Here is a 25,899-nt window from a genome sequence, read left to right on the forward strand (position 1 = left end):
TCCCTCACCCGTTCGTGTACCCGACCCGTGAACGGCTCAACCGCTCAGGCGGTGACCTGGACCCGGTCGCCGACGGAGAGCGCCTCGAAGTACGTCGACGCGGCCTCGCGCGACAGGTGGATGCAGCCGTGCGACTGCTCGGTGAGGCTGCCCTCGTGGAACGCGATGCCGTTGGCCACGAAGTACGTGGAGAACGGCATCGGGCCGTCGTACGGGATGCTCCAGTCGTCGCGGACCTGCCACAGCACCGAGAACGTGCCCACGGGCGTCTCGTAGCCGGGGCGGCCGGACGTCGTCGGCACCGGGCCGTAGCTCACCTCCCCGCCGCTGATCAGCCACGACTCGTTCGTGGACAGCCGCACGCACGCGCCGTCGGTGATGTCGCACGGCGTGCCGGGCACGGTCACCGGCGGGGCCGGGGCGGGCTGCGGCTCCGGCGTCGTGGTGACCGCCGGCACGGCCGGGGTCGACGGCCTCGCACTGTCCGGAGTGGACGGGACCGGGGGAGCGGGTGGAACGGGCGGGGTGGGCGCGGACGAGGCCGTGGACGAGGCCGTGGCCGGGGCGGCCGGCGGTTCGGCCGCCGTCGGTCCGCCGGCGCCGCAGGCCGTCGTCATCGTGGCCAGGACGGCGATCGCCGCCGTCGCCAGTGTCTTCGCGCGCATCGCGCACCCCCGTGTCGCAGCTGTTGGTGCCCTTGATGACGCCCCTTCGCCGTGCTCCGTTGCAGCGCGCTCCATAACGAATCGGCGAGGGCCGCCCCACCCGGAGGTGGGACGGCCCTCGAACTCCGGTGCGAGCGGGTTACACCGCGCCCGCGTACTGGCCGATCCACGAGCGGAACGCCGGCACGTCCATGTAGATCGACGGGCCGGTGGCGCAGGTGGAGCTGTTGTTGCCCGCGCGGCTGGTGGCGCCGACCAGCTGCCACGTGCCGCCGACCGACTTGATCTGCGGACCACCCGAGTCGCCGTAGCAGGCGCCCGAGTTGCCACCGGGGTTGTTCGTGCAGATCTCGTACGAGCCGTAGATCCCCAGGCAGTTGCCGTCCGCCACGATGGACGTGTTCAGCTCCTGGAGCGTCACCGGCGCGCCGCAAGCACCGCGCGGGGCGCAGGTCTGGCCCCAGCCGATGATGCGGGTGGCGGTGCCCGTGGCGCCGGAGGACGACGCCACCGCGATCGGGGTCTGGCTCACCGAAGTGGCCAGGCGCACGAGCGCGATGTCGTAGCTCGGGTGGTTCACGATCTGGGCGCCCGACGCGACCGTGCCGCCGCTGGTGCGGTTGGTCGTGCCGATGCGGGCCCGGATCGAGGACGCCGAACGGCCCTGGACGCAGTGCTTGGCCGTGACGACCCAGTTGGCCTTGATCAGCGAGCCGCCGCAGAAGTGGCTACCCGCGGTGCTCTGCAGGGACACCATGAACGAGTAGGTCTGCGTGGCGTTGCCGCCGCCGACGATGAACGGGGTGACCTCGCCGTCCGCCGCCGGGGCCGCCGCCGCCCCGGCCGCGCTCGCGAGGGCCGCGCCGATCGCCACCGCGAACGCGGTGAACAGGGTACGAACCTTCATCACTTCCTCTCCGTCCCCGGCGCAGGGTGCTCGGGGACGAAAGGGAAAGTAGGGATGAACACCGTGTGATCACCACAGCCGATCGGCCGGTCCCGGTCGGTTGACTGTTGACATCCCGCTCACGAACCGTCACGCACGGCAGTGATCAGGGGAGCGGCGGGAGCGCGTCCTCGCCCGCTCGGGGGACGTCGAAGTCCACCGACGCGTACTCGCGCAGCTTCTCCAACCGGTGGAAGCCGTCGATCATCCGCACCGTGCCCGACTTCGACCGCATCACGATCGACTGGGTGGTGCAGCCGCCCGCCCGGTAGTGCACGCCGCGCACCAGGTCGCCGTCGGTGACGCCGGTCGCGCAGAAGAACACGTTGTCGCCGCGCACCAGGTCGTCCGTGGTCAGCACCTGGTCCAGGTCGTGGCCCGCGTCCAGCGCCCGCTGCCGCTCCGCGTCGTCCTTCGGCCACAGCTTCGCCTGGATCGCGCCGCCCATGCACTTCAGCGCCGCCGCCGCGATGATGCCCTCCGGCGTGCCGCCGATGCCCACCAGCAGGTCGATGCCCGTGTTCGGCCGGGCCGCCGAGATCGCGCCCGCCACGTCGCCGTCGGAGATGAAGTGGATGCGCGCCCCGGCCGCCCGCACGTCCCGCACGACCTGCTCGTGCCGCGGCCGGTCCAGGATGCACACGGTCACGTCGGAGACGTCGATGTGCTTGGCCTTCGCCACCCGCCGGACGTTCTCCGCGATCGGCGCGGTGATGTCGAGGACGTCCGCCGCCTCCGGCCCCGTCGCCAACTTCTCCATGTAGAACACCGCCGACGGGTCGAACATCGCGCCCCGCTCGGCCACCGCCAGCACCGCCAGCGCGTTCGGCATGCCCTTCGCCATCAGCGTCGTGCCGTCGATCGGGTCCACCGCGACGTCGCAGTCGGGGCCGTCGCCGTTGCCGACCTCCTCGCCGTTGAACAGCATGGGCGCCTCGTCCTTCTCGCCCTCGCCGATCACCACGACGCCCCGCATCGACACGGTGCCGATCAGCTTGCGCATGGCGTCCACCGCCGCGCCGTCCCCGGCGTTCTTGTCACCGCGGCCCACCCAGCGCCCGGCGGCCATCGCCGCCGCCTCGGTGACCCGGACGAGTTCCATCGCGAGGTTCCGGTCCGGTGCTTCGCGACGACGCTCGGACGGGCTGCTGCTCATGGGGCGCTCCCTCGTGCGGGTTGATCTTGGTCTACCGGTCGGTAGACCAATCCTCGCACGTCGCGGGGGTCGCGTCAGGGCTGAGCGACGTCCTCCTCGGTCACACTGAGAGCTTGATCGATCCTCTCGCGGGCACCCGCCAACCGCTGCTCGCAGGTCTTCGCCAGGGCCTCGCCGCGTTCCCACAGCGCCAGCGACTCCTCCAGCGACAGGCCACCCGCCTCCAACCGGCGGACCACCTCCACCAGCTCGTCCCTCGCCTGCTCGTAGCCCTGCTCGCTCACGTGACTGACTTCCCCAATCGGTTCTGGACGTGCACCACGACCGTGGCCACGGCCTGGTCGTAGCCGATGAACGCCTCGGCGAACTCCGCGCCGTCGCCCTCGCGCACCGCGTCGTCGATGCGGTGCTCGGCGTCGGACACCCGCCGCCGGTGCAGCGAGCCGTGCCCGAGCCACCAGCGCAGGCCCGCGTAGCCGCACGTCGCCTCGGACAGGTCGTGCAGGCTGGTGATCAACGCCTGGCGGCCCGACGTGCAGCCCGCCACCAGGGACAGCCAGCAGTCGGCCGCGGCCCGGTCGGCCGACTCGGCCCGGTCGCGCACCGCCCGGGCGCCCTCGTCCCCGGCCCCGCCCGCGGCGGCCATCGTCAAGGGCAGGAACGTGGGCTCACGTGCCGGGTTCGGCACCACCGCCTCCTTCCTCCACCCCACCACCGGGGCCGTCCGCCCGGCCACCGTCCGCCCGGCCACCGGGGCCGACGACCGCGTGCACGGCCCCGTCGGCCACGCGCACCCGCAGGTGGGTCCCGGCCGGCGCCTGGGCCGCCGAACGGAGCACGCCGTCCACCCCCTCGGGTGTGACGAGCTGCACCACGGCGTACCCGCGGGCCAGCGTGGCGGCAGGTCCGAGGGTCGTCAAGCGCGCCGTGGTCGCCACCAGCCCGGCGGTTTCCGAGTCGAGGCGGTTGCGGATCGCCCGGCGGACCCGCTCGCGCAGCTGGTCGACCTCCTGGGCGCGCCGGTCCAGCGGCCCGTGCGGGTCCGCGAGCGCGGGTCGGGTGCGCAGCGCGGCCAGCAGCTTCCGCTCCCGGTCCACCCACCCGTGCAAGGCGCGGCGGCTGCGGTCGCGCATCTGCCGGACGCGCTCGGCCTCCTCCGCGACGTCCGGCACGACCCGCTTGCCCGCGTCGGTCGGCGTGGAGCAGCGCACGTCCGCCACGTGGTCCACCAGCGGCGTGTCCGGCTCGTGCCCGATCGCCGACAGCACCGGCGTGCGGCACCGCGACACCGCCCGGCACAGCGCCTCGTCCGAGAACGGCAGCAGGTCCTCGACGCTGCCGCCGCCGCGCGCCAGCACCACCACGTCCACCTCGGGGTCGCGGTCCAGGGTCGCGAGCGCGGTCAGGATCTCCGGCACCGCCGACGCGCCCTGCACGGCCACGTTCACCACCCGGAACCGGGCGCCCGGCCAGCGGGCGTGCGCGTTCGTCAGCACGTCCCGCTCGGCCGCCGACGCCCGCCCGGTGATCAGGCCGATCTTGTTCGGCAGGAACGGCGGCCTCCGCTTGCGCCGCGGGTCGAACAGGCCCTCCGCGTTCAGCAGCTTGCGCAGCCGCTCGATGCGGGCCAGCAGCTCGCCGATGCCGACCTGCCGGATCTCGTCCACGCGCAGGCTCAGCGTCCCCCGGTTGGGGAAGAAGTTGGGCTTGCCGTGCACCACCACCCGGCCGCCCTCGGTCAGCCCCAGTTCGCGCACCAGCCCCACCGGGGCCGTGAGCTGCATGGACATGTCCACCGACGGGTCGCGCAGGGTCAGGAACGCCGTCGACGTGCCCGGTCGCGCGCTCAGCTGCGTGACCTGGCCCTCCACCCACACGTCGCCGAGCCGGTTGATCCAGTCGAAGATCTTGCGCGCGACCGTCCGCACCGGCCACGGGTTCTCGGGACTGGACTTCTCGTCGCTCACCGGTCCTTCAGGTTCGCGAGGCGCCGGGTCAGCATCCCGGTGAACTCCGGCCGCGCGGCGTGCGTGCGCTCGTGCGCCAGCAGCTGCTCCAGCTCCTCGGCGGTCAGCGAGCGCAGCTTCGCCCGCAGCTGCGGCAGCGTCAGCGCGTCGTAGTCCGGCAGCGCGGCGGGCGGTTCGGCGGCCAGCGCCCGCTCCTCCCGCGCCCACGGGTCGCCGTCGTCGTCCGGCCCGTCCAGGTCGTCCGACCCGTGCGGGTAGTCGGCGGGGTCGTCCGGCTCGTCCTCGTCGAACGTCGCCCACTCGGGCTCGTCGTCCACCGGCCGGAGCACGGACAGCGCGTCGTCACCCTTGATTGCGAGTTCCGTCACCGTCTGCTGGACCCGCATGGACAGCTGCAACGCCTCGCTGACCACGGTGACCGGCAGCCCCGCGAGTTGCTGCGGCAGCTTCCTGGCCTGCTCGACGGCGGTGACCGCCAGTCCCGCGGCGAGGCGGACGGGCAACGGCAGTGGCTTCATGCCGTACAGCCTGCCGCAGTCGGGCGGCGGATGCCCACATCCGGCACGCCGTACCCTGGACGCCATGGACAAGCGAGTGCTCCTGGCCAAGCCGCGTGGCTACTGCGCCGGCGTGGACCGCGCCGTCGTGACCGTCGAGAAGGCGCTGGAGCAGTACGGCGCGCCGGTCTACGTGCGCAAGGAGATCGTCCACAACAAGCACGTCGTCGAGACGCTGTCCGCGCGCGGCGCGATCTTCGTCGACGAGACCGACCAGGTGCCCGAGGGCGCCCTGGTGGTGTTCTCCGCGCACGGCGTGTCGCCGGCCGTGCACGAGGAGGCGGCCGAGCGCTCGCTGCGCACCATCGACGCCACGTGCCCGCTGGTCACGAAGGTCCACAACGAGGCCAAGCGGTTCGCGCGCGAGGACTACGACATCCTCCTCATCGGCCACGAGGGCCACGAGGAGGTCGAGGGCACCTACGGCGAGGCGCCGTCCCACATCCAGCTGGTCGACACCGCCGAGGACGTCGACAAGGTCGTGGTGCGCGACCCGTCCAAGGTGGTGTGGCTGTCGCAGACCACGCTGTCGGTCGACGAGACCATGGTGCGCGTGCGGCAGCTCCAGGACCGGTTCCCGGACCTCCAGGAGCCGCCGTCGGACGACATCTGCTACGCCACGTCCAACCGGCAGACCGCGGTGAAGACGATGGCGCCCGAGTGCGACCTGGTGCTGGTCGTGGGGTCGAAGAACTCGTCCAACTCGGTGCGGCTGGTCGAGGTCGCGCTCCAGGCGGGCGCACGGGCGTCGTACCTGGTCGACTACGCCCGCGAGGTCGACGAGGCGTGGCTGGAGGGCGTGACGACGGTCGGCGTGACGTCGGGCGCGTCGGTGCCGGACATCCTCGTGATGGACCTGCTGAAGTGGCTCGCCGAGCGCGGCTACGGGCAGGTCGAGGAGATCACGACGGCGAACGAGAAGATCGCCTTCGCCCTGCCGCGCGAGCTGCGCAAGGACATGGTGCGCTGACGGACCAGCCCCGGGGGGACCGGGGGCCGCCGCGGCGGTCCGCTCCTCCCGGGGCTCGGACCGTCAGGACCACCGCTTGTGCCACAGGTCGTTGTCGGTGCCCTCGACGAAGACGTCGATGCGGTCCGGTCCGCGGGAGACGGCCGCGGGGTTGTGCAGGAACACGCCGCCGAGGTCCTCCCAGCCGGACCACGAGGAGCCGTTCCACCACTTGTGCCACAGGTGGTTGTCGGCGCCCTTGACGAAGACGTCGAGCCGGTTGGCGGCCCAGGACGAGACGGCCGGGCCGGCGGTGATGACGCCGCCGAGGTCCTCCCAGCCGGACCACGAGGAGCCGTTCCACCACTTGTGCCAGAGGTGGTTGTCGGTGCCTTCGCCGAAGACGTCGATGCGGCCGGGGCCCCAGGAGACGGCGGCCGGGTTGTCGATGATGACGCCGCCGAGGTCCTCCCAGCCGGACCACGAGGAGCCGTTCCACCACTTGTGCCACAGGTGGTTGTCGGCGCCCTTGACGAAGACGTCGAGCCGGTTGGCGGCCCAGGACGAGACGGCAGGGCCGGCGGTGATGACGCCGCCGAGGTCCTCCCAGCCGGACCACGAGGAGCCGTTCCACCACTTGTGCCACAGGTGGTTGTTCGTCCCTCTGCCGAACAGGTCGATGCGGTCGGGCCCCCAGGAGACGGCGGCCGGGTTGTCGATGATGTTGCCGCCCAGGCTTTCCCAGCCGGACCACGAGACACCGTTCCACCACTTGTGCCACACCGCGGAGTCGGTGCCCCTCACGAAGACGTCCAGGCGGTTGGCCGACCAGGACGAGACCGCCGGGCCCGCCGTGACCGCGCCGCCGAGGTCCTCCCAGCCGGACCAGCGCCTCTCCGCCTGGACCTCCGCCTGCACGTGCCGCCCGGGTTCGGCGGCGGCCGTGGCGACACCGGGTGAGAACGACAGCAGGAGGATGGCTATCACGGATTTTGCGAATGCGGAACGCATTGGTTTCCTTCCGTCGGGCGGTGATTCCTTCCTCAAACAAATGCAACGTAACACCTTTGTATGGTTTCAAAGGCTGAACATTTATTCACCCGCTATGGCCGGAGATCTCCGCAGAAATGCCTTTGTTCGGATGGGTCGACTACCGAGCGCTGTTTCCCGGGATGAATTGGATCGAGCGGGGGAACCCCGAGCGGGGGACCGGTCCCGGCGGGCCGGTCGGCGACCGCGGACCACCGGCCCGCGCGGCCGTCCGGCTGCGCCGACGGCGAAAGCGTTTGGCGGACAACGGGGGTTCGCGTTTCCTGGTGGGATGGGTCCCGCCGGGTCGAACACCACCAGCACCGCCACGTCGAGCAGCGCCACGTCGAGCACCGCGCCGGGCACCACGCTGATCGGCGTCGAGAACGTCGCCACGCCCAAGTGGGCGCGCCGGCGCTCCGGCGAGACGTCGGTGAGCCTCGGCAAGGCGTTGCGCAGCCTGCCGGCGGCGGTGGCGATGGTGTCGCGCGTCGCGTGGCGCACCTCGCCCCGCCTCACCGTCCTCGCGGGCGTCGTGCACGTCCTCTCGGGCTGCGTCACGGCGTTCGGCCTGCTCGCCACGGCCGACGTGTTCTCCGCCCTCCTGCGCGACGAGCCGACCCCCGACCGGCTGGTGCAGGCGCTGCCCGCGCTCGCCGTCGTGATCGGCTCGTTCGTCGTGCGCGCCCTGCTGGACACGGCCGTGTCCGCGGTCGAGAGCAGCCTGCGCCCGCGCGTCACCCGGGCCGCCAACGACGAGGTCACCGCGGTCCTCGTGCGGGCCGAGCTGCTGGCGTTCGAGGACGCCGACTTCCGCGAGCTGGCCCGGCAGGGCGGGCGGCGGGGCGTGCGGTCGCTGGAGACCAGCCTCCGCTACCTGGCCGCGCTGCTGTCCGGCGGCATCTCGCTGGTCGCGGCGGTGGTGACGGTCGCGGTGCTCAACCCGTGGCTGGCCCCGGCGCTGCTGCTGGCGGCCTTCGCGAACGCCTGGGCGGCGGCCCGCGCGTCCAAGATGCGCTACGAGCACTTCCTCGGCTCGGTCACCCGCAACACGCGCAAGGGCGTCGTCGAGGAGGTCGCCACCGAGCGGGACTTCGCGCTCGAACGGCACGCGCTGACCCTCCAGGAGCAGCTGCTCGCGGAGCACCGGCGGATTTCCGACAGCCTCGTCGTGGACGAGATCCGCATGGCGCACCGGACGAACCTGGTCGGCCTCGCCGGGCGGGCGCTGGCGGGCGTCGGCACGGGCGCCGCCTACCTCGTGCTGGGCCTGCTGCTGCACACCGGCGCGATGGAGCTGGCGCTGGCCGGCACGGCGGTGCTCGCGATGCGCACCGGGTTCTCGTCGCTGGCGAGCACGACCCGCGCCGTGAACAGCCTGTACGAGGACTCGTTCTACATCGACTTCTACAAGAAGCTGCTGGTCGAGGGCGCGGAACGGGCCCAGGGGAGGCGCGTGCGGGGCGGTTCGCCGACCACCGCGCCCGCGGACCCGGAGCTGATCACCCTGGACGGGGTCTCGTTCACCTACCCGGGAGCCCCGAAGCCCGCGCTGCGGGACGTGGACCTGACCGTGGCCCGGGGCGAGGTGATCGCGCTGGTCGGCGAGAACGGCTCCGGCAAGACGACCCTGGGCAAGGTGCTGACCGGCCTGTACCCGGCGTCGTCGGGCGCGGTGCGGTGGGACGGCGTGGACCTCGCGGAGGCGGACCCGACGTCGGTGCACTCGTCGATCGCGGTGATCGCGCAGGACCCGGCGCAGTGGCCGATGACCGCGCGGAACAACGTGACGGTCGGCCGGCTGGGGCGCGACGACGAGCGCGCCTACGAGGAGGCGGTCGTGAAGTCCGGGGCCGACGAGGTGCTCGCGACCCTGCCCGCCGGTCCGGACACGGTGCTGTCCCGGCAGTTCAACGACGGCCAGGACCTGTCCGGCGGCCAGTGGCAGCGCATGGGGATCGCGCGCGGCATGTTCCGCGACGCCGCGGTGCTGGTGGCCGACGAGCCGACGGCCGCCCTGGACGCCAAGGCCGAGGCCCGCGTCTTCGAGGGCCTGCGCGAGGCGACGGCGAGCCGCACGACGATCCTCGTCACGCACCGCCTGGCGAACATCCGCAACGCCGACCGCATCGTCGTCCTCGACCAGGGCCGCGTGGTCGAGCAGGGCACGCACGAGGAGCTGATGTCCCTGCGCGGCCACTACCACGAGCTGTTCGAGCTCCAGGCGTCCGCGTACCGGGGTGGCCTGCTCGCCCCCGCCGCCGAATAGACCGCCGAAGAGGCCGTCCGACGGACCGCCGGCGAATCGTCCGCGGAACCCGACCCTGATCGCACCGGGGAGGTGGCACCTCGGATCGCCGCCGTGGTCCGGCGCGGCGAAGCCCGTCCCGCCGAGGACGACGGCCGGCCCGACGCGGGGCTGGTGGACGAGTGGGCCCCGCGCCCCGCGAGCGTGGTCAGGACGCGGCGAAGTCCAGGCCGAACCCGACCACGAAGGCGACGAACGCGAACCACTCCACCGCGTGGCTCGGCCGGGCCTTGACCAGCACGGTCGCCGCCAGTCGCATGAGGGCCGCGACGGGCGCGGTCCGCAGCCGCACCACGACCCGGAACACCGCCACGCCACGCGGTGTGCGGGGCGGGCGGTCCGCGTCGCCCACGACCGCCGCGATCGCCAGGGCGCACAGCAGGACGGCCGCGGCCGGCAGCACCGGGATTTCCGACCCGGGGCTCGCCAGGTGGAGCATCGCCACGAGCAGCAGGACGGACAGGAGGAGCCCCACCATCGTGAAGAAACCCTCCCGGACGTCCAGGGCGTCCTGTCCCGCGCCGCCCAGCTCCTCCCACCGCTCGGGGCCGAGCCGGTCGCGCAGGAACCCGCTTACCGCGGCGCGGGCGGCGTCGACCTGCGCCTCGCACACGTCCGGCGGGTGCGGCGCGCAGGTGTGCGCCGCCGCCACGGCCTCCGCCGCACCCGGGTGCCACGCGTCGACGTCGGCCTGCGCGAGCGGGGCCGTGCCGACCGCCGGCGGCCCGCTCGTGGACACCTCCCAGCGCGCCACGCCCTCACCGCCGGGGCCGGGCTGGAAGTGCAGGTGGACCAGGCTGTCCTCCATCGCCCGCCGCAGCGACGCCAGCGGGTACAGGGCGATGGCCCGCTCCGCGCGGGCCAGCGCGCGGTCCCGGCGCTCGTCCCACCGCGCGCCCCACGCGGAGAACCGCTCGGAACCGACGAGCTTCAGCACCACGGTGGCGCCCGCGACGAACTGGAGCAGCTTCCCGATCCGCGCCCAGTTGCGCAGCGGCAGCCCCCAGACGACGGTGTCGCCGGTCAGCGCGCCGTGCCACCACGCGCCCGAGAACCGCCACAGCGCGGCGGCGTTCGCCACCGGCACCACGAGGACCGCGAGCACCGCCACCCACCGGGCGACGCGCGACAACCGGCGTCTCACGCGGTCAGTTCGAGCGTGGAACCCGCCCGCGCCTTGCGCACCCGCAACCGGGTCGGGATGCGCTGCCGCAGCTCCTCCACGTGCGACACCAGCCCCACCACGCGCCCTCCCGCCCGCAGCTCGTCGAGCGTGGTCATGACCAGCTCCAGGGTCTCCGCGTCGAGCGTGCCGAAGCCCTCGTCGATGAACAGCGTGTCGAGCACCGCGCCCGCGGCCACCACGTCCGACAGGCCCAGCGCCAGCGCCAGCGACGCCAGGAACGACTCGCCGCCGGACAGCGTCTTGGCCGGTCGGCGCTGCCCCGAGTAGTCGTCCAGCACGTCGAGGCCCAGGCCGCCCCGGGTGCCGCGCGGACCGGCCTCGACCGAGTGCACGAACCGGTAGCGACCTTGGCTCATGTGCTCCAGGCGGGTGCTCGCGGCCGCCGCGACCTCCTCCAGCCGCGCCGCCAGCACGTAGGTGCGCAACGTCATGCTGCGCGAGTTCTGGCCCCGCCCGTTGATCACGTCGGTCAGCGCGTCCAGCTCGGCGTACTCGGCCTGCACGGGCTCCAGCCGCGCCCACGCCGCGTGCAGCTGCGCGGCCAGCTCCCCGGCCCGCGCCGCGCGCCGCCGCGCCTCCTCCCACGCCCCGGACTCCCTCGTCGCCACCTCGGTGGCCTCCCGGAACAGCCGTTCGGCGCCCGCCACGTCCACCTCGGCGGAGGCGTCCACGTCGGGCAGCTCGGCCAGCGTGCTCTCGGCCGCCGTCCGCGACTTCTCCGCGTCGCGGACCCTGGCCTCCAGGGCGGCCACCACGTCGTTCGGGCGGGCCGCCGCCAAGGCCTCGGCGACGTCGGCGAACCCGGCGTCCGCCGCCAGCCGCGACACCTCCACCCGCTGCTCGGCCAACCGCTCCTCGTGCTCGGCCACGGCGACGCGCCGCGCGTGCAGGTCGGTCAGCGCGTCGGCCAGGCCGGACAGGTGCGCCCGCCGGGCCACCACGTCCGGGAAGTCGCCGCGCGCCTCCTCCAACCGCGCGCCCCGCTCCTCGACGGCCGCCACCAGCTCGGCGCGCTGCGCGCCCTCCCGCTCCAGCTGCCGCTCCAGGCGACCGCGCCGGTCCTGCGCGGCCTCGACCTCGCGCTCCAGCTCCGCCAGCTCCGCCCGCCGCGCCTCCAGCTGCCCGGCCAGCGCCGCCACGGCCCGGTGCTCGCGCTCCAGCTCGTCGGGGGAGCGGTCGCCCAGCTGCTCGCGCAGGTGGCCCAACCGGACCTCCAGCTTCTGCGCCTCCTGCTCGGCCCGCGCGCGCCGGCCCGCGGCCCGCTGCTCCGCGTCGGCCGCCGCGTCCTCGTCGACCGCCGTCACGGTCGTCGGCACGGGCCGCGCGGGTCCGGGGTGCTCGGCCGACCCGCACACCGGGCACGCCTCGCCCGCGCGCAGCTTGCCCGCCAGCTCGACGGCCATGCCCTCCAGCCGCTCCTGCCGCACCCGCAGCAGCCCGTCCCGGGCCCGCTGGTGCTCGTCCACGGCCGCCCGCCGCGCCTCGTCGGCCGCGCGGAACGACGCCTCGACGCGCGGCAGCTCCACGGCCGCCGCCGCGAGCCCGGCGGCCTGCGTCAGCCGGGCGGCGGCCTCCCGCGCGTCGTCCACCGCCGACCGCTGCGCCGACAGCCGCGCGGGCACCTCGTCGAGCTGCGTCACCAGCGACGCCAGGTCACGCGACGCGGTCGCGATCGACTGGTCCAGGTACGCGACGCGCCGCCGGTCGTCGTCCTGCTTCAACGCCTCGGCGGCCAGGCCGGTCAGCGCGCCGGACTCCTCCCGCAACCGCTCCGCGTCGCCGCGCAGGTCGTCCGGGGTCCCGTCGTCGGCGTACCCGAACGCCGCCACCGCGCCGGCCGCCGCGCGCTCCTGCGCCACGGCGGCGTCCAGCGCGCGCGCCAACCGCTCCGCGGCGGCCTGCGCGGGCACCACGACGGCCGCCTGCCGGGCGGCGTCGCGCTCCGCGACCCACACCCGCAGTTCCGGCTCCACCCGCGCGTACCGGTCGAGGGAGCGCCGCGCCTCGCGCACCCGCCGGACCCGCTCGTCCAGCGCCCGCGCGTCCTGCCACACCCGCTCGGCCGCGGCCCGGTCCGCCAGCGCCGCCGCGGCCCGCTGCTCGGCCTCCCGGCCGTCCTCGTCCAACCGCTTGAGCAGCGAGCTGAGCCACTCGTGGTCGCCCACCGGGGGCGGCTCCTCGGCCGCCGCCTCCGCGACCCGCTGCACGAGGCCCTGGTTCACCCGGCCGAGCCGCTCGACCTCCTGCCCCGCCTCCCGCCGCCGCTCCCGGAACCACCTCTCCACGTCCAGGAACCGCTCGGTGCCGAACAGCCTCTCCAGCAGCTTCTCCCGCTCGGCGGTCTCCGCGCGCAGGAACCGCGCGAACTCGCCCTGCGGCAGCAGCACCACCTGGAAGAACTGCTCGGCGGTCATCCCCACCAGGCCCTCGACCTCGCGGGCCACGTCGTCGATGCGGGTGTGGCCCTCGCCGTCCCACCCGCTGACCCAGGTCAGCGACACCTGCGCCTGCTGGCGCGTCACGCCGCCGCCGCGCTTCTTGGGCCGGTCGTACTCGGGGGCGCGGCGCAGCCGGAACCGCCTGCCGCGCACGGTCAGCTCCAGCTCCACGAACGTCGCGGTCTCGGCGCGCGCGTAGTCGCAGCGCAGCCGCTTCACGTCGCCGCGCGCGCCCGGCACCTTCCCGAACAGCGCGAACGCCACCGCGTCGAGCAGCGTCGTCTTGCCCGCGCCGGTGTCGCCGTGCAGCAGGAACAGGCCGTCACCGCCGAGCCGGTCGAAGTCGACCTCCTCCTGCTCCGCGTACGGCCCGAACCCGCTGACCAGCAGCCGGTGCAGCTTCACCTAGTCCTCCTCACGGGCCGCCGCGGCGAACGCCTCGCGCAGCAGCAGCAGTTCCCGGTCGCCGGGTCGGTCGCCGCGCACGTCCTCCAGGAAGCAGCACGCGACCTCCTCGTCGGTGCGGCCCCGCACGCGCTCGGCGAACCGCAGCTCGCCGGGCCGCCCGCCCTCCGGCCGCCACTCGACGTGCACCGCGTGCGGGAACCGCGACTGGAGGCGGCGCAGCGCGTCCAGCGGGCGCACCCGGTCGGTCAGCGTCACGGACAGGAAGTGGTCGACGACCGCGTCGTGCTCGGGCCGCAGCAGCAGGTCGTCCAGCGCGCCGGTCAGCGCGGACAGCTCCCGGGGCACCGGCAGCGCCCGCCCCTCCACGCCGGCCAGGCCCTCGGGCCCCAGTTCCACCAGCCACACCTGCTTGGTGTGGCGGGCCTCGGAGAACGAGTACGCCACCGGGCTGCCCGAGTAGCGCAGGTGGTCGGCCAGCGTCTGCTGCCCGTGCAGGTGGCCCAGCGCCGCGTAGTCGACCCCGGCGAACACCGAGCCCGACACGTCCTGCACGCCGCCGACCGCGATGGTCCGCTCCGACTCGCACGGCTCGCCACCGGTGACGAACGCGTGCGCCAGCACCACCGAACGCGCGCCGGGTCGGGCCGCCAGGTCCTCCCGGACCCGCCGCATCGCCTCGGTCAGCACGCCGCCGTGGCCCTTCGCGTCCGGCACGCCCAGCGCGTGCCGCGCCGTCTCCGGCTCCAGGAACGGGATGCCGTACACCGCGACCGGGCCGTGGTCGTCGGCGAGCAGCACCGGCTCGGCCAGCTCCGCGATCCGCGTCCGCAGGTGCAGGCCGCCGGCCTCGGCGAACGCGCCGAGGAACCCCAGCCGTGCCGCCGAGTCGTGGTTGCCGGGCGTGACGACGATCTGCGCGCCCGCGTGCCTGATCCGCTTGAGGACCCGCGAGCACACCGCGACGGCCTCGGCGTTCGGCACCGCCCGGTCGAACAGGTCACCGGACACCACGACCACGTCGACCCGCTCGTCCGACACCGCGTCCGCGAGCCCCCCGAGCACCGATTCCTGCTCTTTCAGCAGGTCACGGCCGTGGAAGGTGCGCCCCACGTGCCAGTCGGACGTGTGCAGGATCTTCACGCCGGCCACGGTAGGCGCGTGCGGGCGACACGCCGGTAACCCGGCTCGGCGTGTCGCTCGAACGTGTGATCGGACACGGGTGCGCGATGATCGGGGGGTGACAGCGGTCCTCAGCACGGCGGCGGTGGTCGTGGCGCTCCTGCTCGCCGGTGCCCTCCTGTTCCTCTACCGGCTCTACCAGGACAGCGTGCGGCGCACCGACGCGGCGCTGGCGGCGGTGGCCGCCGAACGCGAGCGCGGTGACGCCCAGTGGGCTGCCCTCCAGCGCTACGAGGTGGCGTTCTCGTCCGTGAGCGGGCGCGGTGAGCTGGGCGAGCAGGTCCTGGTGGAGACCGCGCGGATGCTCGGCCTGCGCGAGGGCATCCACTTCAGCGTGCAGGTCGACGTGGCCGGCGGCGGCTCGGTGCGGCCCGACCTCGTGCTCAACGTCGGCGGCGGCAGGCAGGTGCCGGTGGACGCGAAGATGAGCATGGCCACGTGGGCGGAGGCGGTGGAGACCGACGACCCGGGGGAACGCGTCGACGCGCTGCGCGTGCACGTGCGCAACATCCGGTCGCGGGCCGCCGAGCTGGCCGGCAAGGGCTACCAGCGGTGGGCCGACGCGATCTACGGCACGATCATGTTCGTGCCCAACGACGGCGCGGTCGTCGCCGCCCTGGACACCGACCCGGAGCTGCTGCGCTGGCTGCTGGACCGGCGGGTGTTCCTGTGCGGGCCGACCGGGTTCGCGGTGATCGCGTCGGCGGCGATGTTCGCGGTGACCGACCGGGCGCTGGCCGAGGACGTGGAGCGGGTGCGGGACGCGGCCGGGCGCGCCCACCGGGCGGCCGACGGCGCGATCGACGCGGTCAACCTGTCGAGCACGCACCTCCAGCGGTTCCTGTCGGCGCGGCGGCGCGAGCTGGACGCGCTGGAGGGCTTCCGGGCGGCGGTGGAGCCGCTCAGCAACGCGTCGTCCGACGTCACCCCGCTGCCGCTCGTGCGCAGGAACGACGAGTCCCTCGGTGCACCCTTGGACGCCCGCGAGGCGTAATAGAGTGTGTCGGGGGTTCGTCCGGACGAGGAGTGTTGGTGACCGCTGCAACGCGCGACGACTCGCGCAGCGACCCGGAGGACGACGAGTTCGAGGACGTCGTCCGCTGGAACGACCGCGCCATGTTCGGCAGCTTCCGGGGCCTGCCCTGGTGGGCGGCGGTGGCGATCGCGTTCGTGGTGGCCGTCGTCGGCGCCTGGGTTGACCTCGGCTCGTCGGCGGCGACCGTCGGCTGGGCGTTCGCGGTGGCGTTCTTCGTGGGCTGCGTCGGCGCGGTGGTGTTCGTCGAGCGCCGGTCGATGTTCGGCCCGGTCGTGCAGCCGCCGCTGGTCCTGGCGATCGTGGTGCCCACCCTGGTGGTGTTCACCTCGGGGGTGCCGTCCGGCGGCCTCACCTCGCTGGGCCTCAACCTGGGCAAGCCCCTGATCGACGGGTTCCCGGCGATGGCCCTCACGACGGCGGTCACCGTGCTGCTCGGTGTCGTGCGGGTGTCGACGCAGAAGGACCCGAACCGGCTCACCAAGGACGAGAAGCGCGAGGCCGGGCGCAAGCCGGTCGGCGAGAAGTCGCCCCGGGAGAAGCCGGTCCGCGACAAGCCCGTCCGGGAGAAGGCGGCCCGCGAGAAGCCCGTGCGCGAGCGTCCCGCGCGGGAGAAGGCGACCCGCGAGAAGCCCGCTCCCGAGGACCGCCCGAAGCGGCCCCGTCCCGCCGCCGACGACGCCCCGCCCCGACGCCGCCCGACCGCGCCCGCCGACGACGAGGACCGGCCGAAGCGCCCCCGCCCCCGTGACGGCGCCGCCCCCGCCGACCGGCCGCGTCGCCCGGCGTCCCGCGAGGGCCGTCCCCCGCAGCGCAAGCCCCGCCCGCGCGACGAGGACTGACCGCGCGACGAGGACCGACCGCCGGCCCGCTCGTCAGGCCGCGCGCGCCTCGTGCGCGAGCAGCCACCCCTTGACCTCCGCGCCCCAGCGGAAGCCGCCGGGGCCGTTCGCCGCCACCACCCGGTGGCACGGGACGAACAGGGTCGCCGGGTTCTTCGCGCACGCGCCCGCCGCCGCCCGGACCGCCGACGGGCGTCCGGCGAGCAGCGCGAACCCGGCGTAGCTGATCGGCTCGCCCGCCGGGACGGTGCGCAGCGCCCGCCACGCCCCCGCGGTGAACGCGCCGCCCTCCTGGCGGACCGGGACGTCGTCGATCACCGCCAGGTCGCCGTCGTGGTAGGCGCGCACGGCCCTGGTGACCGCGCCCAGGTCGGGTCGTTCGACCAGGTTCGCCGGGCGCAGGCGCGGGGCGACCTTGGACAGCAGTTCGGCCACGTCCGTCGTCCAGCCGCTCGCCAGGACGGCCCCGTCCGCGGCGACGACGGCGGTGAACGGGCCGATCGGGGTGTCGGTCGCGGACACGTGGGCGGTGGTGCGGGTGGCGCCGGTGCGGGCGGCGGTCGTGCGGGCGGTGGTCACGCGGTCCTCCTCAGGTGCATGGCCGCGTACGAGCGCCACGGGCGCCACGCGGGGTCTTCGCTGGTCAGGGGGATGTCCGGTGCGCCGAGGACGCGCATCACGACGTACGAGGCGACGTCCGGCCCGATGCCGGGGAACGCGGACAGCTCGGCGTGCAGCTCGTCGGCGTCCCGGCCCACGTCGACGCGCAGCGTGCCGTCGGCCAGGGCCCGCGCCACCGGCGAGTCGATCGCCGCCGGCCTCGGGTACAGGTGGGTGACGGGACCGTCGGGGTGCTCCAGCGGTTCGCCCGGCGCGGTGTGGCCGAGTGCCCTGAGCAGGGTTTCCGCCCCGTCGACGCTGCCCGGCACGCGGATGCCCGGCCTCGACAGCACGCGCGGGCGCAGCACCGGGTCGCCCGCCAGGAAGTCGTCCACGGCCACCGGGTCGGCGTCCAGGTCGAGCAGGCGGCGGACCCGGTTGACCGCGCTGCCCAGGTCCCGGGGGTCCGACAGCCGGAGCGTGCACGCGACGTGCCCGTCCACCGGTTCCAGCAGCACGGTCGCGGTGCCGCGGGGAAGCCTCAGCGAACGTGCGTAGGCGTCTTCCGTGACGTGCTCCACGCCCGCTATGGCGGTGCTCCGGAAGTACGCCAGCAGCCCCTCGGCGTCGAACGGCGGCCGGTAGGGCAGGCGCAGCGTGATGCGGCCCGCGTTGCCGGTGGGCACGCGCCTGGCCCGCATCGCCGACGGGGTGGCCGCGAACACCGCGCGGATCGTGTCGTTGAACTGGCGCACGGACGCGAACCCCGCCGCGAACGCGATGTCGGCGAACGACAGGTCAGTCGTCTCGATCAGCAGCCGGGCCGAGTGCGCCCGGTGCGCGCGGGCCAGCGCCAGCGGACCGGCCCCCAGCTCCGCGGTGAGCACGCGGGTCAGGTGCCGCTCCGAGTACCCCAGCCGCGCGGCCAGGCCGGGCACCCCCTCGCGCTCCACCAGGCCGTCCGAGATCAGCCGCACGGCGCGGGCCGCGAGGTCCGCGCGCAGGTTCCACTCCGGCGAACCGGGCACCGCGTCGGGCAGGCACCGGCGGCACGCCCGGTAGCCGGCGGACTGGGCCGCGGCGGCGGTCGGGTAGAACTCGGCGTTGCGGCGCCTGGGCGTCACCGCGGGGCAGGACGGCCGGCAGTAGATGCGGGTCGTGCGCACCGCGAGGATGAAGCAGCCGTCGAAGCGGGCGTCGCGGGCGGCGACCGCCCGGTAGGCGCGTTCGTCGTCGAGGAGCACGCGGCCAACTCTGCCAGGGCTTCCGGGCGTGGTCTCGCGGGAATCGGACACGGCCCTGGTGCGCGTAGACTCACCCCCCGTGAGTTTGACCCTCGGTATCGTCGGCCTGCCCAACGTCGGCAAGTCCACCCTGTTCAACGCCCTCACGCGCAACGACGTGCTGGCGGCGAACTACCCGTTCGCGACCATCGAGCCGAACGTCGGCGTGGTGCCGCTGCCGGACGCCCGCCTCGGCAAGCTCGCCGAGATCTTCGGGTCCGAGCGAGAGGTGCCCGCCGTCGTGTCGTTCGTCGACATCGCGGGCATCGTGAAGGGCGCGTCGGAGGGCGCGGGCCTCGGCAACAAGTTCCTCGCGAACATCCGCGAGGCCAACGCCATCTGCCAGGTCATCCGCGTGTTCGACGACTCGGACGTGATCCACGTCGACGGCCGCGTCGACCCGGGCTCCGACATCGAGACGATCAACACCGAGCTGATCCTCGCCGACCTCCAGACCCTGGAGAAGGCCGTCCCGCGCCTGGAGAAGGAAGCGCGGATGCAGAAGGACCGGCGGCCGGTGCTGGAGGCCGCGGTCAAGGCCCGCGAGATCCTCGACTCGGGCCGGACGCTGTTCTCCGCGCAGTCGGAGGTCGACGGCGCGCTGCTGCGCGAGCTGAGCCTGCTCACCACCAAGCCGTTCCTGTACGTGTTCAACGCCGACGAGTCGGTCCTGACCGACGAGGCGAAGCTCAAGGAGCTGCGCGAACTCGTGGCCCCGGCGGACGCGGTGTTCCTGGACGCCAAGGTCGAGGCGGAGCTGCTGGAGCTGGACGAGGAGTCCACCCGCGAGCTGCTGGAGTCGATCGGCCAGCACGAGCCGGGGCTGCACTCGTTGGCGAGGGCAGGGTTCCACACCCTGGGCCTCCAGACCTACCTGACGGCGGGTCCCAAGGAGTCGCGCGCCTGGACCATCCCGAAGGGCGCGACGGCCCCGCAGGCGGCGGGCGTGATCCACACGGACTTCGAGCGGGGCTTCATCAAGGCCGAGGTGGTCTCCTTCGAGGACCTCGTGGAAGCGGGCTCGATGGCCGCGGCGAAGGCGGCGGGCAAGGTGCGCATGGAGGGCAAGGACTACGTGATGGCGGACGGCGACGTCGTGGAGTTCCGCTTCAACGTCTGACCCGGTCATCGAGGCACGTCCAGTGGCGCGATGTCCAGTACCACTGGATGGGGCGCGGCATGTCCATCACCGCGAGCGAGGCGCGCAGGGAACTGTTCCGGCTGATCAAACAGGTCGACGACGACCACGACGTCGTCGAGGTCGTCTCCGAGCACGGGAACGCCGTCCTGATGTCCGCCGAGGACTGCACGGCTCTCCGGAAGGGCTCCTACCTGCTCAACGCCCGTCGCCTGCTCAAGGCGTATGGCACACCCGGTCGGCCCGGGTGGGGCGGGAACGACCTCGGGCCGGCCCACCCGATGGTGGACCGGCCCGAGGTACTGTCTGGTGTCGTCAGCGCACCTGGTTGCGGCTGTGGCGCGCGAGGGCGAAGACGCCCCCGGCCGTGGCCAGCATGCCCAGGGCCGAGACGGTGAACACGACGATGTCGGCGGTCATGCGAATCCCCTTGCGGTATTGATCTCCCACTCGTCTTGACGTCCGGGTACCCCGGTTCGTGGCCCGGTAGTCGTGCAATTCACACGATCGTGGAGGTAAGGGTGGGACTGCGCGCACTGGAGAGCCGGGTGCTCGTCCTCGCGCCGTGGGTGTTCGGGCTGTCCGTCCTCGGTCACCTGGCGATGGTCGCCTTCCAGACGAAGATGACCATGGTGGACCTGATGGTCTACCGCAACGCCTCGCCCGAGCTGTTCACCGGCGGCCTCTACGAGTGGCGGCTGAAGGAGTTCTCCGACCAGTTCGCCCTGCCGTTCACCTACCCGCCGTTCTCGGCGATCGTGTTCGTGCCGCTGTCCTGGGTGCCGTGGGGGGTGGCGCGCTGGTCCTGGCAGCTGCTGAGCCTCGCCTGCCTCTGGTACCTCACGAAGAAGTCGCTGAGCCTCGCGGGCCGCGACGACCCGCGCCGCGCGCTGCTGTGGACGGGCCTGTTCATCTGGGTCGAACCGGTCCGCACCACGCTCAACTACGGCCAGATCAACCTCGTGCTGGCCGCCCTGCTGGTCGGGACGCTGGTCAGCGCCACCGCCTGGAAGCAGGGCGCGGGCGTCGGGATCGCCGCCGGGCTGAAGCTGACGCCCGCGATCTCCGGCCTCTACTTCCTCGTCACCAGGCAGTACAAGGCCGCGGTGTGGTCGGTCGTCGCGTTCGCGGGCACGGTCGGCCTCGCGTGGGTCGTGTCGCCGCGGCTGTCCGCCGAGTACTGGTTCCACCTGCTCGGCGACGCCACGCGCGTCGGTCCGGTCGGGTCGGCGATCAACCAGTCGCTGCGCGGCGCGCTGAGCCGCACCCTCGGTCACGACATCCAGACCGGGCCGGTCTTCCTCGCGGCGGTCGCGGCGGCGGCGGTGCTCACCGGGTTCGCGCTGCACGCCGCCGTGAAGGCCCGGGACGTGCTGGCGATGATCGTCACCGTGCAGCTCCTCGGCCTGCTGGTGTCGCCGATCTCGTGGAGCCACCACTGGGTGTGGGCGGTGCCCGCCCTGATGTGGTCGACCTACCGCGCGCGGCACGTGCTGGCGACCGTGACGGCGTTCGCGTGGGTCGCGGCGATCGGCAGCTACCTGATCTCGTTCCTGCTCAACGCCCAGCCGTCGATCTGGGTCATCCCGCGACCCTGGTACTACTCGGCGCTGGGCTGGGTGTACCCGGCGGTGGGCGTGCTGACGCTCGTCACGATCGCCGTGGTGCTGCGGCGGAGGTCACCGGAGCCCGTCGTCGAGCACCGAGTCGATCTCCTCGGCCAGTGACGCGTCGAGGGCGGTGATCCCGCCGCGCACGTGCGTCCAGCAGCGGAACGTCAGCGTGCGCCAGTGGATCGCGATGTCCGGGTGGTGGTCCACCCGCTCGGCGATCTCCGCCACCCGGTTCACCACGTCGATCGCCCGCGGGAAGCTCTCCAGCTCCACGACGCGCACCAGGGCGCTCCCCTCGGCCTTCCACGAGGGCAGGGAGGTCAGCGCGGCGGTCACCTGGTCGTCGGTCAGCAGTTCGGCCATGCACCCGATCGTGCCACCGGGCGGGGTAGGCTGCGCGTTCACCACGGGAGTCCGGTGCTGCGCCGGGCTGAGAGGAAGGCGCGCGAGCCTTCGACCGTCCACACCTGATCCGGGTCATGCCGGTGTAGGGAGAGATGATGCTTCGACGCGCATTGACCGCCGCGACCGCGTTCGCGCTGCTCACGGGCTGCTCGGTGACCACCGGCCAGGCGCCCGCGGACCAGGAGCGGGTGGTGACTCTGGTGACGCACGACTCGTTCGCGCTGTCCCAGGAGCTGCTCGACGGGTTCAAGGCCGACACCGGCATCACGGTCAAGCCGCTGGCCAGCGGTGACGCGGGCGAGGTCACCAACAAGCTGGTGCTGACCAAGGACAACCCGATCGGCGACGTCGCGTTCGGCGTCGACTCCACCTTCGCGTCCCGCGCGCTGGAGGAGGGCGTGTTCGCCGAGCACGCGAGCCCGGAGGCCGACAAGGGCGCGCAGCGCTACCGGCTCGACCCGCCGAACCGGCTGCACGCGGTGGACGTCGGCGACGTGTGCCTCAACATCGACGTCGCCGCCCTGGAGGACGTCGGCGAACCCACCCAGCTCGCCCAGCTCGCCGACCCGGAGTACCGGGACATGCTGGTCGTGCAGGACCCGGCCACCTCGTCACCGGGCCTGGCGTTCCTGCTCGCCACGATCGCCACGTTCGGCGAGGCCGACTGGCGGAACTACTGGGGGCAGCTCGCGGCCAACGGCGTGAAGGTCGTCAGCGGCTGGGAGGAGGCGTACACGCAGGACTTCTCCGGTTCCAGCGGCAAGGGGCCGCGCCCGATCGTGGTGTCCTACGCGTCCTCGCCGTCGGCCGAGATCGGCGACGACGGGCAGCCGCGCACCAAGGCGCTGCTGGACACCTGCTACCGGCAGGTGGAGTACGCGGGCGTGCTGAACGGCGCGAAGAACCCCGAGGACGCGAAGAAGGTCGTCGACTTCCTGCTGTCGGAGGCCGTGCAGGCCGACGTGCCGGGGCAGATGTACGTCTACCCGTCGCGGGAGGGCGTGGCGCTGCCCGAGGCGTGGGCGAAGGCGGCCCCGCTGCCGACGTCGTCGCGCTCGCTGCCCGCCGACGAGGTGGACGCCAACCGGGAGCGGTGGGTGCAGGAGTGGCGCACCATCGTGCAGGGCTGATCCGCCCGCGCGTGGTCGCCCGACCCGTCCTCGGCTGGTCCCTGGCCGCGCTGGTGCCGCTGGCGTTCCTGGGCGTGTTCTTCGCCTGGCCGGTGGCGGCGATCGTGGGCCTGGGGTTCGGCGAGGGCGGTGTCCTGCGGGTCCTCGGCGACGGCGCGACGTGGGACCTGGTCGGGTTCACCCTCGGCCAGGCCGCCGCCGCGACGCTGTTCGCGCTGGTCGCGGGCATGCCGGTGGCGTTCCTGCTGGCCCGGTGCCGGGTGCGCGGCGCGGGCGTGGTGCGGGCGGCGGTGATGGTGCCGTTCGTGCTGCCGACCGTGGTGGTGGGGTTGGCGTTCCGGGCGCTGTGGCCGGACGGCGGCGTGCTGCCCATCGTGCTGGCCAACGCGTTCTTCAACGTCGCCGTGGTCGCCCGCACCGTCGGCGGCCTGTGGGCGCGGGTGGACCGACGGGCGGAGGACGCGGCGCGGGCGCTCGGCGCGTCGCGGCCCAGGGCGTTCACCGCCGTGACGCTGCCCGCGCTGGCCCCGGCGATCGGGTCGGCCGCGTCGGTGGTGTTCCTGTTCTGCGCCACCAGCTTCGGCGTCGTGCTGGTGCTGGGCGGAGCGCGGCACCGCACGCTGGAGACCGAGATCTACCTGCGCACGGTGGAGCTGTTCGACCTGTCCGGCGCGGCGGCGCTGTCGCTGCTCCAGTTCGTCGCCGTGGTCGCGGTGCTGCTGGTCGGCGGCGCGGCCCGGCGCAGGCGCGAGCGCGGCATGCCGCTGCGCGTCGAACCGCCGCGCCGGCCGACCGGCGGCGAGTGGGGCGTGGTCGCGGCGGCGTGGCTGGTGGTGGCGCTGCTGCTGACCCCCGTGGTGGGGCTGCTGGTGCGGTCGCTGGCCACCCGGGACGGCTGGAGCCTCGACGGGTACCGGGCGCTGGCGGGCACGGGGGAGCGCGGCACGCTCGCCGTCACCGGGCTCGACGCGGCGCTGAACTCGGTGCGCGTGGCCACCGACGCGACGCTGGTGGCGCTGGCCGTGGGCGTGCTGTCGGCGGTGGTGCTGGTGGGTCTGCGGCGGCACGGGTCGTGGTTCGCGGAAACCCTGGACACGGCGCTGATGCTGCCGCTCGGGGTGTCCGCGGTGACAGTCGGCTTCGGCTACCTGGTCACGATGGACGCCCTGCCCGGCGACTTCCGCACGTCGCCGCTGCTCGTGCCGCTCGCCCAGGCGCTGGTGGTGACGCCGCTGGTGGTGCGGATCGTGCTGCCCGTGCTGCGGGCGGTCGACGAGCGGCTGCGGCAGGCGGCGGCGACGCTGGGCGCGAGCCCGTGGCGGGTGTGGCGCGAGGTGGACCTGCCGCTGGCGTCGCGGTCGCTGGTCGCGGCGGCCGGGTTCGGGTTCGTGGTGGCTCTCGGCGAGTTCGGCGCGACGAGCTTCCTGGCCCGCCCGGACGCGCCGACGCTGCCCGTGGTCATCGCGCGGCTCATGTCGCGGCCCGGGCAGCTCAACAGCCAGATGGCGTACGCGGCGTGCGCGCTGCTGATGGTGGTGACCACGGTGGCCGTGCTCGCGATCGAGCGGCTGCGCGTGCCGAGCGGCGGGGAGTTCTGATGGCGTTGCGGGTGGCCGGCCTGACCGTGCGGTACGGGGACGTGACCGCGGTGTCCGGGGTGGACCTGGACATCGCGGACGGCGAGGTGGTGGCGCTGCTCGGGCCGTCGGGTTGCGGCAAGTCGACGCTGCTGCGGGCGGTGGCCGGGTTGGAGCCGTCGTCGGGCGGCGCGGTGTCGTGGGACGGCGCGGACCTGGCCGGGACGCCCGTGCACCGGCGCGGGTTCGGCCTGGTGTTCCAGGACGGCCAGCTGTTCCCGCACCGGGACGTCGCGGGCAACGTGGCGTTCGGGATGCGCATGGCGGGCGTGGAGCGGGAGGCGCGGGACAAGCGGGTCGACGAGCTGCTGGAGCTGGTCGGCCTGGCCGGCTACCGGCGGCGGCGCGTGACCGAGCTGTCCGGCGGTGAGCAGCAGCGGGTGGCGTTGGCGCGGGCGCTGGCGCCCCGGCCGAAGCTGCTGCTGCTCGACGAACCCCTGTCGGCGCTGGACCGGGCGCTGCGCGAGCAGTTGGCGGTGGACCTGGCGCGGCTGCTGCGGGAGGCCGGGGCGACCGCGCTGGTGGTGACGCACGACCACGACGAGGCGTTCACCCTGGCCGACCGGGTGGCGGTCATGCGGGCGGGTCGGATCACGCAGGTGGGCGCGCCTACCGAGGTGTGGCGGCGGCCCGCGGACGTCGACACGGCCCGGTTCCTCGGCTGCGGCAGGGTGCTGAACCCCGAGGCGGCGCGCGAGCTGGTGGGGGTCGACGCGCGGGTCGGGCTGCGGTCCACCGCGCTGCGCGTCGACCCGGCCGGGCCGCTGACCGCCGACGTGCTGGAGCGCGTGCACCGGCGCGACCACGTGCGGCTGCTGGTCTCCGTGGACGGGGAGGAGTTCGAGGCGGTCGCCCCGGTCGCCGGACCCCCGTCGCCCGGCGACCGGGTGCGCCTCGCCGTGGACCACGACGGGATCGCCCTCATCGGGTGAGCTCGTACTCCACGTCCCCCTGCTCCCAGCCCTCGATCGGGTCGGGCCACTCCTCGTGGAACGTCCGCACGTACCGCAGCCCGGCCTTCTCCAGCACCCGCCGCGACCCGGTGTTGACCGCCATCGCGGTCGCGGTGATCCGGTGCAGCCCAGTCGCGAAGCCGTGCGCCACCAGCGCCCTCGCGCCCTCGGTGGCGTACCCGCGGCCCCAGTGGTCGGGGTGCAGGCGGTAGCCCAGCTCGGCCACGCCGTCACCCGCCGGGCTCAGCTCGAACCAGCCGACGAACCCGCCGGTCGCCCGCGCGTGCGCCGCCCACCAGCCCCCGGCGAGCAGCCTCGGCATGACCTCGGCCTCCACCCGCGGGCGCGGCACCGGCCTGCCGTCCTCGACGTACCGCATGACGCGCGGTTCGCCGAGCAGCCGGGCCACGCCGTCCACATCGGACCCCACGAACGCGCGCAGCGCCAACCGCTCCGTCTCCACGCGCCCCAGTACAG

24 protein-coding genes and 1 pseudogene are annotated in these 25,899 nt (G+C 74.0%); 10 read left to right on the top strand and 15 right to left on the bottom strand.

What is annotated here, in order from left to right:
* Positions 1–44: 44 nt before the first annotated feature.
* The 7 genes from CKY47_RS12315 to CKY47_RS12345 all read right to left on the bottom strand — a co-directional run bounded on the left by CKY47_RS12315 (position 45) and on the right by CKY47_RS12345 (position 5,252).
* Entirely contained in the window at positions 45–665 is a 621-nt protein-coding gene (locus CKY47_RS12315) for a L,D-transpeptidase (RefSeq protein WP_306745859.1), read from the bottom strand.
* Between the two features lie 139 nt (positions 666–804).
* The gene (locus CKY47_RS12320) at positions 805–1,572 is read right to left on the bottom strand and encodes a S1 family peptidase (RefSeq protein ID WP_306745860.1); all 768 of its coding nucleotides are present in this window, start codon (positions 1,570–1,572) and stop codon (positions 805–807) included.
* A gap of 145 nt (positions 1,573–1,717) precedes the next feature.
* Positions 1,718–2,767: a class II fructose-bisphosphatase gene (gene glpX / locus CKY47_RS12325; RefSeq protein WP_306745861.1), complete on the bottom strand. Its 1,050-nt coding sequence runs from the start codon at positions 2,765–2,767 to the stop codon at positions 1,718–1,720.
* Between the two features lie 74 nt (positions 2,768–2,841).
* On the bottom strand, positions 2,842–3,051 hold the full coding sequence (locus CKY47_RS12330) for an exodeoxyribonuclease VII small subunit (RefSeq protein ID WP_306745862.1): 210 nt from the start codon (positions 3,049–3,051) through the stop codon (positions 2,842–2,844).
* Positions 3,048–3,455, bottom strand: a complete 408-nt coding sequence (locus CKY47_RS12335; RefSeq protein WP_306745863.1) for a sugar ABC transporter substrate-binding protein — start codon at positions 3,453–3,455, stop codon at positions 3,048–3,050. Before CKY47_RS12335 ends, CKY47_RS12330 begins: the two co-directional genes overlap by 4 nt.
* Positions 3,436–4,734 carry an exodeoxyribonuclease VII large subunit gene (gene xseA, locus CKY47_RS12340; protein ID WP_306745864.1) on the bottom strand — a complete coding sequence of 433 codons (1,299 nt, stop codon included), beginning with the start codon at positions 4,732–4,734 and terminating at the stop codon, positions 3,436–3,438. Before xseA ends, CKY47_RS12335 begins: the two co-directional genes overlap by 20 nt.
* Positions 4,731–5,252, bottom strand: coding sequence for a lipid droplet-associated protein (locus CKY47_RS12345; RefSeq protein ID WP_306745865.1), 522 nt, complete (start codon positions 5,250–5,252; stop codon positions 4,731–4,733). The genes xseA and CKY47_RS12345 overlap by 4 nt, the downstream gene beginning before the upstream one ends.
* 64 nt (positions 5,253–5,316) lie before the next feature.
* Between CKY47_RS12345 and CKY47_RS12350 the strand changes: the two genes are divergently transcribed.
* Positions 5,317–6,261, top strand: a complete 945-nt coding sequence (locus tag CKY47_RS12350) for a 4-hydroxy-3-methylbut-2-enyl diphosphate reductase (protein ID WP_306745866.1) — start codon at positions 5,317–5,319, stop codon at positions 6,259–6,261.
* 63 nt (positions 6,262–6,324) lie between these two features.
* Here the strand turns inward: CKY47_RS12350 and CKY47_RS12355 are convergent, their stop codons facing one another.
* Complete coding sequence (locus CKY47_RS12355) at positions 6,325–7,227, bottom strand: PLL family lectin (protein ID WP_306745867.1); 903 nt, start codon at positions 7,225–7,227, stop codon at positions 6,325–6,327.
* 334 nt (positions 7,228–7,561) lie between these two features.
* On the opposite strand from CKY47_RS12355, the gene CKY47_RS12360 reads away from it, so the two are divergent.
* Complete coding sequence (locus CKY47_RS12360; protein ID WP_306745868.1) at positions 7,562–9,538, top strand: ABC transporter ATP-binding protein; 1,977 nt, start codon at positions 7,562–7,564, stop codon at positions 9,536–9,538.
* Positions 9,539–9,725: 187 nt separating this feature from the next.
* Here CKY47_RS12360 and CKY47_RS12365 read toward each other — a convergent pair whose 3' ends face one another.
* Genes CKY47_RS12365 through CKY47_RS12375 form a run of 3 tightly spaced genes read right to left on the bottom strand, consistent with a single transcriptional unit; the run spans position 9,726 to position 14,749 of the window.
* Complete coding sequence (locus CKY47_RS12365) at positions 9,726–10,721, bottom strand: hypothetical protein (protein WP_306745869.1); 996 nt, start codon at positions 10,719–10,721, stop codon at positions 9,726–9,728.
* A complete protein-coding gene (locus CKY47_RS12370; RefSeq protein WP_306745870.1) occupies positions 10,718–13,606 on the bottom strand; it encodes an AAA family ATPase in 2,889 nt (962 codons plus the stop codon). The genes CKY47_RS12365 and CKY47_RS12370 overlap by 4 nt, the downstream gene beginning before the upstream one ends.
* Entirely contained in the window at positions 13,607–14,749 is a 1,143-nt protein-coding gene (locus tag CKY47_RS12375; RefSeq protein WP_306745871.1) for an exonuclease SbcCD subunit D, read from the bottom strand.
* Between the two features lie 97 nt (positions 14,750–14,846).
* Between CKY47_RS12375 and CKY47_RS12380 the strand changes: the two genes are divergently transcribed.
* Complete coding sequence (locus CKY47_RS12380) at positions 14,847–15,782, top strand: DNA recombination protein RmuC (RefSeq protein WP_306745872.1); 936 nt, start codon at positions 14,847–14,849, stop codon at positions 15,780–15,782.
* A 38-nt stretch (positions 15,783–15,820) separates the two neighbouring features.
* The gene (locus tag CKY47_RS12385) at positions 15,821–16,663 is read left to right on the top strand and encodes a DUF6542 domain-containing protein (RefSeq protein WP_306745873.1); all 843 of its coding nucleotides are present in this window, start codon (positions 15,821–15,823) and stop codon (positions 16,661–16,663) included.
* A 33-nt stretch (positions 16,664–16,696) separates the two neighbouring features.
* On the opposite strand, the gene CKY47_RS12390 is transcribed toward CKY47_RS12385, so the two are convergent.
* Both CKY47_RS12390 and CKY47_RS12395 read right to left on the bottom strand, forming a co-directional pair.
* The gene (locus tag CKY47_RS12390; RefSeq protein ID WP_306745874.1) at positions 16,697–17,242 is read right to left on the bottom strand and encodes a methylated-DNA--[protein]-cysteine S-methyltransferase; all 546 of its coding nucleotides are present in this window, start codon (positions 17,240–17,242) and stop codon (positions 16,697–16,699) included.
* Positions 17,239–18,507 carry a DNA-3-methyladenine glycosylase 2 family protein gene (locus CKY47_RS12395; protein ID WP_306745875.1) on the bottom strand — a complete coding sequence of 423 codons (1,269 nt, stop codon included), beginning with the start codon at positions 18,505–18,507 and terminating at the stop codon, positions 17,239–17,241. Before CKY47_RS12395 ends, CKY47_RS12390 begins: the two co-directional genes overlap by 4 nt.
* A gap of 79 nt (positions 18,508–18,586) precedes the next feature.
* Between CKY47_RS12395 and ychF the strand changes: the two genes are divergently transcribed.
* From ychF to CKY47_RS12405, 3 genes and pseudogenes are all read left to right on the top strand, one after another.
* The gene (gene ychF, locus CKY47_RS12400) at positions 18,587–19,666 is read left to right on the top strand and encodes a redox-regulated ATPase YchF (protein ID WP_306745876.1); all 1,080 of its coding nucleotides are present in this window, start codon (positions 18,587–18,589) and stop codon (positions 19,664–19,666) included.
* Between the two features lie 59 nt (positions 19,667–19,725).
* Positions 19,726–19,866 (top strand): annotated as a pseudogene (locus CKY47_RS36895) (type II toxin-antitoxin system prevent-host-death family antitoxin); the annotation flags it as partial.
* Between the two features lie 339 nt (positions 19,867–20,205).
* Positions 20,206–21,411 carry a mannosyltransferase gene (locus tag CKY47_RS12405; protein WP_306745877.1) on the top strand — a complete coding sequence of 402 codons (1,206 nt, stop codon included), beginning with the start codon at positions 20,206–20,208 and terminating at the stop codon, positions 21,409–21,411.
* Here CKY47_RS12405 and CKY47_RS12410 read toward each other — a convergent pair.
* Positions 21,364–21,660 (bottom strand): 4a-hydroxytetrahydrobiopterin dehydratase, encoded by a 297-nt coding sequence (locus CKY47_RS12410; protein ID WP_306745878.1) that lies wholly within the window; start codon positions 21,658–21,660, stop codon positions 21,364–21,366. The two genes, CKY47_RS12405 and CKY47_RS12410, sit on opposite strands and share 48 nt — an antisense overlap.
* Before the next feature lie 137 nt (positions 21,661–21,797).
* Here CKY47_RS12410 and CKY47_RS12415 point away from each other — a divergent pair, with 137 nt between their 5' ends.
* From CKY47_RS12415 to CKY47_RS12425, 3 genes are read left to right on the top strand one after another with little or no spacing between them, the layout of a single operon-like run.
* Entirely contained in the window at positions 21,798–22,832 is a 1,035-nt protein-coding gene (locus CKY47_RS12415; protein ID WP_306745879.1) for a thiamine ABC transporter substrate-binding protein, read from the top strand.
* A gap of 11 nt (positions 22,833–22,843) precedes the next feature.
* The gene (locus CKY47_RS12420) at positions 22,844–24,430 is read left to right on the top strand and encodes an ABC transporter permease (RefSeq protein WP_306745880.1); all 1,587 of its coding nucleotides are present in this window, start codon (positions 22,844–22,846) and stop codon (positions 24,428–24,430) included.
* Entirely contained in the window at positions 24,430–25,401 is a 972-nt protein-coding gene (locus tag CKY47_RS12425) for an ABC transporter ATP-binding protein (RefSeq protein ID WP_306745881.1), read from the top strand. The genes CKY47_RS12420 and CKY47_RS12425 overlap by 1 nt, the downstream gene beginning before the upstream one ends.
* Here CKY47_RS12425 and CKY47_RS12430 read toward each other — a convergent pair.
* A complete protein-coding gene (locus CKY47_RS12430; RefSeq protein WP_306745882.1) occupies positions 25,391–25,885 on the bottom strand; it encodes a GNAT family N-acetyltransferase in 495 nt (164 codons plus the stop codon). The genes CKY47_RS12425 and CKY47_RS12430 overlap by 11 nt on opposite strands.
* Between the last annotated feature and the right edge of the window lie 14 nt (positions 25,886–25,899).

Source organism: Saccharothrix longispora (assembly GCF_030852425.1).
Taxonomy (GTDB): domain Bacteria; phylum Actinomycetota; class Actinomycetes; order Mycobacteriales; family Pseudonocardiaceae; genus Actinosynnema; species Actinosynnema longispora.

Excerpts from the sequence above, each read along its gene's own strand:
- CKY47_RS12315 (WP_306745859.1), bottom strand. The coding sequence starts at position 665 with ATGCGCGCGAAGACACTGGCGACGGCGGCGATCGCCGTCCTGGCCACG.
- CKY47_RS12320 (WP_306745860.1), bottom strand. The coding sequence starts at position 1,572 with ATGAAGGTTCGTACCCTGTTCACCGCGTTCGCGGTGGCGATCGGCGCG.
- glpX (WP_306745861.1), bottom strand. The coding sequence starts at position 2,767 with ATGAGCAGCAGCCCGTCCGAGCGTCGTCGCGAAGCACCGGACCGGAAC.
- CKY47_RS12345 (WP_306745865.1), bottom strand. The coding sequence starts at position 5,252 with ATGAAGCCACTGCCGTTGCCCGTCCGCCTCGCCGCGGGACTGGCGGTC.
- CKY47_RS12350 (WP_306745866.1), top strand. The coding sequence starts at position 5,317 with ATGGACAAGCGAGTGCTCCTGGCCAAGCCGCGTGGCTACTGCGCCGGC.
- CKY47_RS12360 (WP_306745868.1), top strand. The coding sequence starts at position 7,562 with ATGGGTCCCGCCGGGTCGAACACCACCAGCACCGCCACGTCGAGCAGC.
- CKY47_RS12410 (WP_306745878.1), bottom strand. The coding sequence starts at position 21,660 with ATGGCCGAACTGCTGACCGACGACCAGGTGACCGCCGCGCTGACCTCC.
- CKY47_RS12415 (WP_306745879.1), top strand. The coding sequence starts at position 21,798 with ATGCTTCGACGCGCATTGACCGCCGCGACCGCGTTCGCGCTGCTCACG.
- CKY47_RS12425 (WP_306745881.1), top strand. The coding sequence starts at position 24,430 with ATGGCGTTGCGGGTGGCCGGCCTGACCGTGCGGTACGGGGACGTGACC.